This window comes from Actinomyces gaoshouyii (assembly GCF_002076915.1).
GTDB classification, from domain to species: Bacteria; Actinomycetota; Actinomycetes; order Actinomycetales; family Actinomycetaceae; genus Actinomyces; species Actinomyces gaoshouyii.
On sequence record NZ_CP020468.1, the window covers coordinates 2,347,225 to 2,359,360 of the forward strand.

Sequence of the window (12,136 nt, forward strand, 5' to 3'; positions counted from 1 at the left end):
GAGAGTCATGATCCACGACGTCGTCATCGTCGGTTCCGGACCCGCCGGCTACACCGCCGCCATCTACGCCGCGCGCGCGCAGCTGAGCCCCATCGTGCTCGCCGGCTCCGTGACGGCCGGGGGCGCCCTCATGAACACCACCGAGGTCGAGAACTACCCCGGGTACGACGAGGGCATCATGGGCCCCGAACTCATGAATCGGATGCAGGAGCAGGCCGAGCGCTTCGGCGCCGACATCCGCTACGAGGACGTCACCGCGCTGGACCTGACCGGTGACATCAAGCGCATCACCACGGACGACGCCGTCTACGAGGCTCATACGGTCATCATCTCCACAGGCTCGGAGCACCGCAAGCTCGGGATCGACGACGAGGACCGGCTCTCCGGCCACGGGGTCTCCTACTGCGCCACCTGCGATGGCTTCTTCTTCAAGGACAAGCCGATCGTCGTCGTGGGAGGTGGCGACTCCGCGATGGAGGAGGCCACGTTCCTGACCCGCTTCGCCTCCTCCGTCACCATCGTCCACCGCCGCGATGAACTGCGGGCGAGCGCCGCCATGGCCGCTCGCGCCAAGGCGGATCCGAAAATCTCCTTCACCTGGAACTCCAAGGTCGTCGCGCTGGGAGGGCAGGATGCTCTTCAGTCCGTCACCCTGGAGGACACCATCACCGGGGAGCGCCGCGAGATCCCGGCCGAGGGCCTGTTCGTCGCCATCGGCCAGATCCCGCGCTCCGAGCTCGTCAAGGACGTGCTCGAGTGCGACGACGCCGGCTACATCCTCGTCGACGCGCCCAGCCAGCGCACGGCCATCCCCGGGGTCTTCGCCTGTGGCGACGTCACCGATCCCACATACCAGCAGGCGATCACCGCTGCCGGCTCGGGCTGTCGCGCCGCGCTGGACGCTGAGCACTACATCGCCTCACTGACAGCCTGATCATCCGTTTCCACTCCCACCCGACCATGAGGAGATCCAATGTCCAACGCGCTCGCCGTCTCCGACGCCACCTACGAGGCCGAGGTCGCCTCGTCCGAGCTTCCCGTCCTCATCGACTTCTGGGCGCCCTGGTGCGGCCCCTGCCGCCAGATGGCCCCCGTGGTGGACAAGGTCGCCGACGAGCTCGGTGAGAGGCTCAAGGTCGTCAAAGTCGACATCGATGAGAACCCGTCGATCGCCCAGTCCTTCGGCATCACCTCCATTCCGACCTTCGCCATCGTCAAGGGCGGCCAGACCGTTCACCAGTTCTCCGGCTCCCGTCCCAAGCCCGCCTTGCTCAAGGAGATTGAGAAGGCCCTCGGCTGACGACCGGCCGCGAGGGAGAGCTCGACGCTCCAGCTGCGCGTTGTCCCGGCATCGCGCGATCCAGAACCGTGCCCTCCACCCCACGTGGGGTGGAGGGCACGGTTCTCTTATCGATGTGGAACATCTTTCACCTTCGCAATATTAATAGGTATTAGCTACTATTTTGAGAGCACCCTCCTTTTCCTGTATCGCAGTGTTTCACGTGAAACAGCTTCTGTGCGATGGGCACTGACACCCCGACAACGGCCATCGTCCTACGATGGGCACGACTCACATTCCACTCCGACCAGCGAGGCGCAGCATGCAGTTCATCTCCACCCGCGGCCAGGCACCTTCCGCCAGTTTCACTGAAACACTCCTCATGGGACTGGAGCCCGACGGCGGTCTGGCCGTGCCCGCCTCGATCCCCAAGCTCAGGGCTGACCATCGTGAGGAGTGGAGATCCCTCGACTACGTTGAGCTCGCGACCGCAGTCATCGGGCTCTTCGCGACCGACATCCCGGAAGCCGATCTACGAGGGATCGTCTCAACGGCCTACGGAGCCGATCGCTTCCCGACTCCCGTGGTTCCACTGAAACCACTCGACGACGTCGCTCCCGGTCTCGCCCTCGTCGGGCTATCCGAGGGGCCCACGATGGCGTTCAAGGATCTGGCCATGCAGTTCCTAGGGCAGGCGATCCCGTACGTGCTCGCACGCGAGGGAAGAGTTCTCAACATCCTCGGTGCGACGAGCGGCGATACCGGCTCGGCCGCCGAGCACGCGTTCCGCGCTCAGGAGGGAGTTTCCGTCTTCATGCTCTCGCCCGCCGGGAGGATGAGCAATGTGCAACGCGCGCAGATGTACTCCCTTGCCGATCCGAACATTCACAACATCGCTGTGGACGGGGTATTCGACGACTGCCAGGCACTCGTCAAGGCACTCAACAACGATGCCGCGTTCAAGGCCGAGCACAGCCTCGGCGCTGTCAACTCCATCAACATCGGCCGTATTGTCGCCCAGGCGGTCTACTACGTGTGGGCGTGGTTGCGAGCCTCCGACGGCGTTGGGCCGGAGGAGAGGGGGGCGTTCCACGTGGACGTGGTAGTGCCGTCCGGTAACTTCGGCAATATCTACGCCGGCCACCTCGCCAGGAGCATGGGCCTCCCGATCCGTCGGCTTATTCTGGCGACGAATGAGAACAACGTCCTCGATGAGCTCTTCACGTCCGGCGTCTACCGCCCGCGCTCAGCCGCCGAGACCCTGGCTACCTCAAGCCCCTCGATGGACATCTCACGCGCCTCCAATCTGGAGCGATTCGTGTGGCAGCTCCTCGGCCCGGAAGAGTTCGTGTCTCGCTGGGCCTCGCTGGAGGAGTCGGGCTCTCTCGATCTCACCGACCGCCTCCGGGTCATGCATGAGGACTACGGCTTCGTCTCCGGCACGTCAACGCACAAGGACCGCCTCGCCGCGATTACGCGCGTCCATGCGGAGGCCGGCGTGCTCATCGATCCTCATACCGCTGACGGCGTCACCGTGGCCCTACGCCACATGGAACAGGGATATCCAACACTCGTCATGGAGACGGCCCTTGCAGCCAAGTTCGCCGAGACCGTGGAGGAGGCCCTCGGTGGGGCGCCCGAACCACCGATCTCCGTACAGGAGCTCCTCGGCAAGGAACAGCACATCATCGAGATCCCGAACAGCGAGGATGAACTGCGCGCGCTGATCACGCGCTCAGCGCTGCATCGAGACTGAGCCGGGACCAGCCCTGAGGGGCGCTGTTTCACGTGAAACACCCCAAGGGTGTTTCACGTGAAACGCAGCGATTCCGCCGAGTTGATTCACCATCGAGCACTCGGTCCATCACGCTCTCACTTCGGGGCCGTGTTTCACGTGAAACACGGCCCCGTTACTCATCCGAGGAAAGGGGAATCGAGCTCAACACCGGGCGTGGCAGACTTGGAGCACGGCAAGGCTGACCGCCCCGAAAGGACGACGACGTGACTGACCCGCAGCATGTGAAAGGGAACCGGCTCGATCCCTGGCTCGACAACTACGCAGCGCGCGCCCATGGTCTGCGTGCTTCAGAGACACGCTCCTTGTTCGCCGTGGCGGCCCGCCCCGAGGTCGTCTCACTCGCCGGCGGCATGCCCAATCTCAAGGATCTGCCCCTCGAAGAACTCGCCGAGGCCACCGCGACGATGCTGCGCAAGGATGGGGGGAAGGCCCTGCAGTACGGCAATGGGCAGGGCCTTCCCCGTCTTCGGGAGCAGATCCCCGAGGTGATGGCGCTGGAGGGGATCGCCGCTGATCCCGAGGATGTCATCATCACCACCGGATCCCAACAGGCCGTCGATATCATCACCGAGCTGTTCATCGACCCCGGTGATGTGGTTCTCGCCGAAGCGCCCACCTATGTCGGCTCCCTATCCATCTTCGCCACGTACCAGGCGGACGTGCAACAGGTCCCTATCGATGCCGAGGGCGTTATCCCGGAAGCCTTGGAGGAGCGCATCGAATCGCTCGAGCGCCAGGGGCGCACTGTGAAGTTCTTCTACTGCCTCCCCAACTTCCATAATCCTGCGGGAGTGACTCTCTCGGAGGAGAGGCGTCCTCGGGTCATCGAGATCTGCCGTCGCCACCATGTGCTCATCGTCGAGGACAATCCTTATGGGCTTCTCGGCTTCGAGGGCCAGACCTATACGGCATTGAAGACGATTGCGCCGGATGATGTCGTCTACCTCGGATCCTTCTCGAAGATCTTCGCCCCGGGCTACCGCGTCGGATGGGCGGTGGCCCCACCAGCGGTTCGGGACAAGATGAAACTCGCCTCGGAGGCAGCCATCCTCTGCCCCTCCTCCATGGGGCAGTACTCGATCTCCACCTATCTCGAGCAGTTCGACTGGCGCGCGCAGATCTCAGAGTTCCGCGGTATGTACCGCCGTCGCAGGGACGCCATGATCTCCGCCCTGGAGGAGTACCTCCCCAGTTGCACGTGGGACACTCCCGACGGCGGCTTCTACGTCTGGCTCGGGCTGCCCGAGGGTCTCGATGCGAAGGAGATGCTGCCCAGGGCCGTCACGAATCTTGTCGCCTATGTCTCCGGGACCGCCTTCTTCGCGAGGGGCCGATCCGGCGAGGATCATCTCAGACTCTCCTTCTGCTATCCCGAACCAGAGGAGATCAGAGAAGGAGTCCGCCGACTCTCAGAAGTCGTGGCCCGCGATCTTGAGCTCGTCCAGCTGTTCGGCCCGACGCATTTGGAGCCGATCCCCGGCGTATCCGCCCCCGCCCCCGACCAGATCTGAGGTACTTCCATGACAATCGCGACATCGCCCGAGCCCCTCCGTATCGCCATTCTCGCTGGTGGCCTCAGCCATGAGAGGGACGTGTCCCAGCGCTCAGGGAACCGTGTGGCGCAAGTGCTCCGTCACCTCGGCCACAGCGTCATCGTCCTCGACGTGGATGCCCGCATGATCTCCTCGCTGCGCGCCTTCGGCCCTGATGTCGTGTGGCCACTGGTTCACGGTGGACACGGAGAGGATGGCGGACTCCAGAATGTGCTCATCGGCCTTCAGCTTCCCTATGTCGGCACGCACTCCGACGGGTGCCAGCGGGCCTCATTCAAGCCGACGGCCAAGGCCACTGTGCGTACCGGGGGTGTTCTCACCCCTGACTCACTCACTCTTCCCAAGGACTACTTCGCCCAGATGGGTGCCCAGGAAGTCCTCGGTATGGTCACCGATCACCTTGGGCTCCCAGTGGTGGTGAAGCCTCATCAGGGCGGCTCAGGGCTCGGTGTCTCTCTTGCCTCGAATGCGGATCAGCTCCGCTCCGCGATGGTGGGTTGCTTCGCTTACGACGAGCGGGCGCTCATCGAGAAGTATGTTGCCGGTACTGAGGTCGCGGTATCCGTTGTTGACACCGGTTCGGGTCCACGTGCGCTCCCACCGGTGGAAGTCTCCTCCGAGGGGGCTTACGACTTCGACGCCCGCTACAACCCCGGCAGGTCCGAGTACTTCGTTCCCGCGCGGCTCTCGGAGGCGGCCATTGAACGACTCAAGGAGACCGCCATCATCGTCCACACGACGTTGGGGCTTGGCCACGTCTCCAGGACCGATCTCATTCTCGATGAGGCAGGAACATCTTGGTTCATCGACGTCAATGTCACTCCGGGCATGACTGAGACGAGCCTCCTCCCATTCGCCGCTGAGGCGGATGGCGACCTTCCCAACCTCTACGACGCACTCGTGCACGCACCGCTCCTCTAGCAATCCCTCCTCGACGGCTGATCGCCCCGGCGCGCCTTATCGCGCGCCGGGGCGATCACTTCGTCCGAGGCATCTCGCCGTCGACCAGAGCGTTCCACGTGAAACACATCGACGGCCGTCGGGCCTGCGGTGACATCAGGCAACTTTCTCGCGGGCCGGCTTGTTTCACGTGAAACCGCCTCCTCGACGCATGGGAGAGCATTGTTTCACGTGAAACGACCGAAGTCAGCTTCCGGGGTCAACGGCGCATCATTGTCCGGCCTCGTCCCCTGTTTCACGTGAAACAGTCGCGCCGCCAATCGAGAGGATTGGCGGCGCGACGATCGAGCGGTCGAGTCGAAAGGCCTTCAGACCTCGTCAAGCGAGGTACCCGGTGCGAGGGCCTCGACCAGACGGGCAAGATCATCCTCACCCGCGAACTCGATAGTGATCTTTCCCTTCTTGACGCCTCGAACCACTTTCACCCGGGTGTCGAAGGCATCCGAGAGCCGAGTGGAGAGCGCGGGGAGGGGAAGTGAGCGACTGCGCTGAGGACTCGGCTTCGCAGCAGTGGCGGGTTCGTCGTGAAGCGCGACGAGCTCCTCCGTTGCTCGCACGGAGAGGCCCTCGGAAACGATCCGCTCGGCGAGGGTCTCCATCGCATCATGGTCCGGCAGCCCGAGGAGGGAGCGGGCGTGCCCTGCGCTGAGAACCCCGGCGGCGAGCCGGCGCTGCACGGTACCGGGCAGCTTCATGAGGCGCAGGGTGTTGGAAATCTGAGAGCGTGAGCGCGCGATCCTCCGCGAGAGCTCAGCATGAGTGCAGCCGAAGTCCTCCAGGAGCGCCTGATACGCCGCGGCTTCTTCCAGGGGATTCAGTTGAACGCGGTGGAGATTCTCCAGCAGGGCATCGCGGAGCAGATCCTGATCGTCGGTATAGCGGACAATCGCAGGAATCGTCTCAATACCAGCATGCTTGGAAGCGCGCAAACGGCGCTCACCCATGATGAGTTCGTAGCGTGTGCCTTCCTCATCATCAATGCGGCGAACGACGATCGGCTGGAGGAGCCCGACCTCCTTGATGGAGGAGGCGAGTTCTTCGATATCCTCCTCATCGAAGACCTGTCGTGGCTGCCTCGGGTTGGGCGAGATGAGCTCCACAGGAAGCTCCGCGAAGGTCGCTCCTGGAACCGGGACGAGCCCGCTGGGATCCTCTCCCTGCCCGTCGTCGTCGCCGCTCTCACTGGGAATCGGCATCGAGCCACCATTCTCGACGACCTCCTCCTCAGCCACCACGTCCTGTGGCTCAGCGGCATTGACATCACCAGGCTGGGGAGGCGCCGCATCAGTGTTCTTCACAGCGGGAGTGTCAGTTTCACGTGAAACCGATGTCTTCCCAGAACGGGAGTCCTTCTGAGCGGTTTCACGTGAAACACCGTCGACGGCCTTCGCCGCCTTCTTCTCGATCTCGCTCGCCGGCCGCCTCGCCGCGACGCTCGTGCGCGCCTCCGTGGTCTCCACGGGCTGCCGACTCCGATTACCCGAGCCCTTCCGCCCATTCTTCGAGGCCCTCTTCGACGGGGCGAGGAGAGTGGCGGCGATATCCGCCGAAGTGTGTGCGGCGTGCCCGGATACCGTGGATTCCTCCACGGTGCCGGGCTCCTTCTCGCCATCTCCGATATTCGCCTTCACGCCGTCGTCCGCCTTGGTGACGCGAGCGGCGCGCCCTTCGGGGAAGAAGACATCTGTGGGGCGCCTGGCGGGCGCCTCCGCCTGGGCCTCCGGGATGAGGGCCTGCAGCCCGCGACCGAGTCCGCGCTTCTTCTGCGCCATCTGTGCTCAGGCCTCCTTGGAATTGTTGTCCGCCGTGCCGGCGTCGTTGCTGTTGTCATTTCCCGTGATCCCCACGTCCTCGACCTCGGGGTTGTGGAAGCCCTCGGTGGCCTCACGAACCACACGCCGCATCTGCCATCCCTCGATGCCGCGGTCGGCGATCTCCCAAGCGAGTCGCTTATAGGCGATGGCGCCTGAAGCACGTGGATCCCAGAACACCACGGGCGAGCCGAAGGAGGGGGCCTCCGCCACTCGAATCGAGCGCGGGATCTTCGTGTCGAGTGTGGCATCGGGGAAGTAGGTCCGCACTTCCGCCTCCACATCCCTGGCGAGAGTGGTGCGCCCATCGAACATGGTCAGGACAATCATCGAGACCGCCAGGGCTGGGTTGTGAATCTCCGCGATCCGCTCGATGGAGCGGCTGAGCAGCGCCAAGCCCTCCAGGGCGTAGTACTCGGCCTGCATGGGGATGAGCACCTCGTTGGCGGCCACGAAGGCGTTGATCGTCATGATGCCCAGGCTGGGAGGGCAGTCGATGATGATGTAGTCCATCCGGGACTGCCCGTCCTCGTATCGGGAGCGCAGATAGTCCTCAAGGGCGAGGCGAAGTTTGGATTCACGTGACGAGGTGTTGATGAGTTCGATCTCGACGGCGGCCACGTCAATCGTGGCGGGCAGGCAGTAGAGAGTCGGGGCGAAGCGCGTCTGAACGACGACGTCCCTGAACGGCATGCCATCCACGAGGACGTCGTAGATCGATGCGTGCTCCTCATCGTGGGGCACGCCGAGGGCAGTGGAGGCATTGCCCTGGGAGTCGGCGTCAATGAGCAGCACGTGAAGACCTGCTTCCGCGAGGGCGGCGGCCACGTTGACGGCGGTCGAAGTCTTGCCGACCCCGCCCTTCTGGTTGGCCACCGCGATCACCCGGGTCTGCTCAGGTGGCTGGAACCCGCCCTCGGCCAGCTCGTTCAGTGTCGAGTGATCAGCTCGGACCTGATCGAAGATGGATCCCGGCACGCTGCTCTCCTCCAACGACGGCGCACGGTACCTCAAGGGGCACCGTCTGTCCCGTCAGTCTACGGCAGAGTACCGCGAGCCACTGGTGGGCGCGAGGCAAACTCAGCGACGCGGGCGCTGAACCTGAACGACTTTCGTCACGTCGTCGCCGGCAGTGACGACTTCATGGACGACAGCGGGCAGGAGCTTCATCTTCTTAATGACGTACTTGGCATCGCGGACCTCGTCGTCCGCCTTGGCCCCCTTGAGGGCGAGGAGGCTCGCCCCGGGGCGGAGCATCGGCGCCGTGAGCCGGATGAGCTTGGAGAGATTGGCGACGGCGCGCGCGGTCACAGCGTCGTACTTCTCCTTCACCTCCTCGGCCCGGGCACGGTGAATCGTCACGTTGTCGAAGCCGAGCTCCTCGACGACATCTGATAGCCACGCTACGCGGCGCTCCATTGTTTCAATAAGAGATACTTCTAGATCTGGTCGGATGATCGCAATGATGATCCCGGGGAAACCCGCGCCGGATCCGACGTCGGCCACGGTCCCCCGGGAGGGGAGGAAGGGCCCGACAGCGGCGGAGTTGACGAGGTGGCGGGACCAGAGCCTGGGGAGCTCCCGGGGACCCAGGAGACCCCGCAACTCGCCCTCGGCGACCAGCATCTGGGCGAAGCGCTCCGCCGCGGGGAAGCCGAGTCCGAAGATCTCGCGCATCTCCTCGCTCGGCTGCTCAACCCCTGTGGCCTGATCCTCCAGGGCGCTCCCGGCGTCCTCCCGGTCCGACCCCATCCTCAGTCCTGGCCCTGCTCGCCGGCCTCGGCGATCGCGGCACTGCCAGCATCGTCGATACCAGGCTCGTCACCCTCCTCGGGCAGCATGATGACGACGCGGCGGTGCGGCTCAGCGCCCTCGGACTCGGAGACCAGCCCTGCTGCGGCGACGACGTCGTGGCAGACCTTCCGCTCGAAGGGATTCATCGGCGCCAAGGACACGGTCTCGCCCGAGGCGTGGACCCGGGCGACGGCCTCGGCGGCGATCTTGGTGAGCTCCTCGCGCCGCTCCGCACGATAACCGTTGATGTCGAGCATGAGGCGCGAGCGGTTGCCTGTGCGGGCCTGGACGGCGAGCCGGGTGAGCTCCTGAACGGCCTCGAGGACCTCACCGTCGCGACCGACGAGGTCGGCAAGCTCGCGCTCATCGCCCTCCTCCGAGGCGACGATGGCGATGGAGGCACGGCCGTGATCGACGTCGATGTCGATGTCCCCGCCGAGGTCGGCGATGTCGAGGAGTTCCTCGAGGTAGTCGGCACCGATCTCGCCCTCCTCCTCCAGGCGCTTGACGGTGTTGGAAACGGCCGGGGCCGCTACCGCATTGTCAGTGTTGTCCGTCACGATCTGTCCGTTCCTTTGCTTCTCAGACTTCGATGCTGGGTGGACTGAGGCTTCGCTCAGCGGTTCTTGCGCTGCTTCTTGGCCTGGGCCTTGCGCTTGGCGGCCGCCTGCTGGCGGGCGCGGGCCTTGCGCTCGTAACGGCGCCTGGCGATCTCCTGCTCGGTGAGCCCACCGTGCTTGGCCGAACCCGACGTCGTCGAGGCGTGCGAGTCGTCATCCGACGCGCCGTCCTCCGAGCCCTTCGCGGCGTGGGCCTCCTGGACGGTGGCCGGCAGAGACCTCTTCTGGCGGTTCTTGCGCACGGGCTGAACGCGCTGGCCCCCGGTCCTGCCGGCGGCCTCGGCCTGCGCGGCGCGCTTGGCGGCTTCCTCCTCCTCGAGGGAGGGCAGGCCTTTGGCGGCGCGCTTGGCGTTCTGCTTGGCGCGGTAGTTGCGCTCGGCCTCCGACCCCGGTGCCGGCATTCGGTGGATCGTGTAGAACTGCTGGCCCATGGTCCACAGGTTGGAGACCAGCCAGTAGATGAGCACGCCGATCTGGAAGTTGATGCCCGTGACCGCGAACATGATGGGCATCACCGTCGTCATGATCTTCTGGGTGCGCATCATCGGGTTGTCGTCCGTCTTGGACGAGTCCGGCATGTTCTTGGTGGTGATCTGCGCCATCGTGTACCACTGGCTCACGGACATGGCCAGGATGAGGATGACGGAGACGATCTGGACCGTCAGATCGCCGTCGGCCCGCATGAAGGACGAGGACAGCGGAGCCCCGAGGACAGTGGAGTCCTGCACCTGCTGGGCGAACTCCTGGGTCAGGGGGCCGATGGAGTAATGACCGCTATACCCCTCACCGCTGGCGATGGGCTGGAGGTGGTTGAGGACTCGGAAGAGAGCCCAGAAGATCGGCAACTGCACGATGATGGGCATGCAGGAGGCCAAGGGGTTGGTCCCGTGCTTGCGGTAGAGGGCCATCATCTCCTCCTGCTGCCGCTGGCGGGAGGCGGGGTCCTTCTTGCCCTTGTACTTGTCCTGGAGGGCCTTGAGCTCGGGCTGCATGAGCTGCATGCCACGCTGGGCGCGGATCTGCCGCACGAACAGCGGCATGATGAGCAAGCGGACCACGATCGTCAGGCCGACGATCGACAGCACCCAGGCGATGCCGGCGCCGTCGGGCAGGCCGATCGCGACCAGGGCCTGGTGGATATGGACCATGACCCAGGCGATAGCCACCTTGAGCGGCCAAAGGAACGAGTCCATCTGCACTCCTTGTATGCGTCTGGCGGGAGGGAACCGCCTGCCGGATGATCCAGCGCTCCCCGCTCAGCCCTCCTCGAGCTCGAAGCGGGGGATGTCGTGTGGGTAGTGGTAGCGCCATTGACCGCGGTCAGGCACATGGTCGACGCCGCCCCTGCTCCAGGGATTGCATCTGAGGATCCGCCAGGCCCCCAGCACGAGGCCCTTGAGGGCGCCATGCGTGCCCAGCGCCTCGACGGCGTAGGACGAGCAGCTCGGATAGTAGCGGCACCTGGCAGGGATCACCGGGGAGATCCACCGCTGGTAGGCGTGAACGCAGGCCGTCATGACCTGGGCCAGGGGCGAGGGACGAGTACTGAGCGAGTCGATCATCGCCGTCGTCCTCTTCTCGCAAGATCGCGGCTGCGGGTCAGCGCGCGATCGAGATCGGCACCGAGCTCAGCGCTCGTGGCGCCGTCGGCGGCGGCGAGCCCCCGGATGACGATTCGCGAGCCGGGCTCGACGCCCCCGATCCTCGCCCTCATGAGGGCCCGGATACGACGCTTGATGCGATTGCGGTGCGTGGCCCTGGCCACCTGCTTCTTCGACACCACGACGCCGACGAGTCCGGGAGAGGTGTCCCCGGCCTCATCGGCGCGGTAACGGTAGTAATGGACGACGAGCCTGCGGCTCCCACTGCGCGCACCGCACTGCACCGCGATCGAGAAATCATCCGATCGCAGCATCCGATGCGCGGCCGGGAGCACCTCAGGCAGCGAGACGCGCGCGGCCCTTGCGGCGGCGCGAGGCGAGGACGGCGCGGCCAGCGCGGGTGCTCATGCGCTTGCGGAAGCCGTGCACCTTGGCGCGACGGCGGTTGTTCGGCTGGAAGGTCCGCTTGCTCACGGGGATACTCCTGGTCGGAAACGTGGAACAGCGCGACGCGGGCCGCGGCGCTGTCGCTCGCGGTGGCTGCTCCAGGGTGGGGGGCGTGACTCCACGCGAACGTCCGCACCACAATACGTTTCGGCGCTCTGACGGGTCAAACTCCCGGTAGTGCTCGAGGGTGAGAAACGGGCCACGTCGGCGCAAGGCTCCCCCGCGCGTTAGGCTCGTCGTCTAGATACGTTCATCATCACTCAGGAGAACCAC

13 protein-coding genes are annotated in these 12,136 nt (G+C 65.0%); 5 read left to right on the forward strand and 8 right to left on the reverse strand.

Annotation, left to right across the window (positions count from 1 at the left end; translation table 11 throughout):
• Positions 1 to 7: 7 nt before the first annotated feature.
• The 5 genes from trxB to B6G06_RS09945 all read left to right on the forward strand — a co-directional run bounded on the left by trxB (position 8) and on the right by B6G06_RS09945 (position 5,551).
• Entirely contained in the window at positions 8 to 934 is a 927-nt protein-coding gene (gene trxB, locus B6G06_RS09925; RefSeq protein WP_081172084.1) for a thioredoxin-disulfide reductase, read from the forward strand.
• 39 nt (positions 935 to 973) lie between these two features.
• Positions 974 to 1,300, forward strand: coding sequence for a thioredoxin (gene trxA, locus B6G06_RS09930; protein WP_080462297.1), 327 nt, complete (start codon positions 974 to 976; stop codon positions 1,298 to 1,300).
• A gap of 301 nt (positions 1,301 to 1,601) precedes the next feature.
• Positions 1,602 to 3,035, forward strand: coding sequence for a threonine synthase (gene thrC / locus B6G06_RS09935; RefSeq protein ID WP_081172085.1), 1,434 nt, complete (start codon positions 1,602 to 1,604; stop codon positions 3,033 to 3,035).
• 245 nt (positions 3,036 to 3,280) lie between these two features.
• Positions 3,281 to 4,588, forward strand: a complete 1,308-nt coding sequence (locus B6G06_RS09940) for an aminotransferase-like domain-containing protein (protein ID WP_081172086.1) — start codon at positions 3,281 to 3,283, stop codon at positions 4,586 to 4,588.
• A 9-nt stretch (positions 4,589 to 4,597) separates the two neighbouring features.
• Positions 4,598 to 5,551 (forward strand): D-alanine--D-alanine ligase family protein, encoded by a 954-nt coding sequence (locus tag B6G06_RS09945; protein WP_080462300.1) that lies wholly within the window; start codon positions 4,598 to 4,600, stop codon positions 5,549 to 5,551.
• Between the two features lie 347 nt (positions 5,552 to 5,898).
• Here B6G06_RS09945 and B6G06_RS09950 read toward each other — a convergent pair whose 3' ends face one another.
• From B6G06_RS09950 to rpmH, 8 genes are all read right to left on the reverse strand, one after another.
• The gene (locus tag B6G06_RS09950) at positions 5,899 to 7,362 is read right to left on the reverse strand and encodes a ParB/RepB/Spo0J family partition protein (protein WP_081172087.1); all 1,464 of its coding nucleotides are present in this window, start codon (positions 7,360 to 7,362) and stop codon (positions 5,899 to 5,901) included.
• Positions 7,363 to 7,368: 6 nt separating this feature from the next.
• Positions 7,369 to 8,379 carry a ParA family protein gene (locus B6G06_RS09955; protein WP_081172088.1) on the reverse strand — a complete coding sequence of 337 codons (1,011 nt, stop codon included), beginning with the start codon at positions 8,377 to 8,379 and terminating at the stop codon, positions 7,369 to 7,371.
• A gap of 102 nt (positions 8,380 to 8,481) precedes the next feature.
• On the reverse strand, positions 8,482 to 9,153 hold the full coding sequence (rsmG, locus tag B6G06_RS09960; RefSeq protein WP_081172089.1) for a 16S rRNA (guanine(527)-N(7))-methyltransferase RsmG: 672 nt from the start codon (positions 9,151 to 9,153) through the stop codon (positions 8,482 to 8,484).
• Positions 9,154 to 9,155: 2 nt separating this feature from the next.
• The gene (locus B6G06_RS09965; protein WP_081172091.1) at positions 9,156 to 9,755 is read right to left on the reverse strand and encodes a Jag family protein; all 600 of its coding nucleotides are present in this window, start codon (positions 9,753 to 9,755) and stop codon (positions 9,156 to 9,158) included.
• A 56-nt stretch (positions 9,756 to 9,811) separates the two neighbouring features.
• A complete protein-coding gene (gene yidC, locus B6G06_RS09970; RefSeq protein WP_081172092.1) occupies positions 9,812 to 11,008 on the reverse strand; it encodes a membrane protein insertase YidC in 1,197 nt (398 codons plus the stop codon).
• 63 nt (positions 11,009 to 11,071) lie between these two features.
• A complete protein-coding gene (yidD, locus tag B6G06_RS09975; protein WP_081172094.1) occupies positions 11,072 to 11,377 on the reverse strand; it encodes a membrane protein insertion efficiency factor YidD in 306 nt (101 codons plus the stop codon).
• Positions 11,374 to 11,751: a ribonuclease P protein component gene (gene rnpA, locus B6G06_RS09980; protein ID WP_080462307.1), complete on the reverse strand. Its 378-nt coding sequence runs from the start codon at positions 11,749 to 11,751 to the stop codon at positions 11,374 to 11,376. The genes yidD and rnpA overlap by 4 nt, the downstream gene beginning before the upstream one ends.
• A gap of 1 nt (position 11,752) precedes the next feature.
• On the reverse strand, positions 11,753 to 11,890 hold the full coding sequence (gene rpmH / locus B6G06_RS09985; RefSeq protein ID WP_017177846.1) for a 50S ribosomal protein L34: 138 nt from the start codon (positions 11,888 to 11,890) through the stop codon (positions 11,753 to 11,755).
• Between the last annotated feature and the right edge of the window lie 246 nt (positions 11,891 to 12,136).

Coding starts and splice junctions, on each gene's coding strand:
- trxB (WP_081172084.1), top strand. CDS start 8: ATGATCCACGACGTCGTCATCGTCGGTTCCGGACCCGCCGGCTACACC.
- trxA (WP_080462297.1), top strand. CDS start 974: ATGTCCAACGCGCTCGCCGTCTCCGACGCCACCTACGAGGCCGAGGTC.
- thrC (WP_081172085.1), top strand. CDS start 1,602: ATGCAGTTCATCTCCACCCGCGGCCAGGCACCTTCCGCCAGTTTCACT.
- B6G06_RS09945 (WP_080462300.1), top strand. CDS start 4,598: ATGACAATCGCGACATCGCCCGAGCCCCTCCGTATCGCCATTCTCGCT.
- B6G06_RS09950 (WP_081172087.1), bottom strand. CDS start 7,362: ATGGCGCAGAAGAAGCGCGGACTCGGTCGCGGGCTGCAGGCCCTCATC.
- rsmG (WP_081172089.1), bottom strand. CDS start 9,153: ATGGGGTCGGACCGGGAGGACGCCGGGAGCGCCCTGGAGGATCAGGCC.
- yidC (WP_081172092.1), bottom strand. CDS start 11,008: ATGGACTCGTTCCTTTGGCCGCTCAAGGTGGCTATCGCCTGGGTCATG.
- yidD (WP_081172094.1), bottom strand. CDS start 11,377: ATGATCGACTCGCTCAGTACTCGTCCCTCGCCCCTGGCCCAGGTCATG.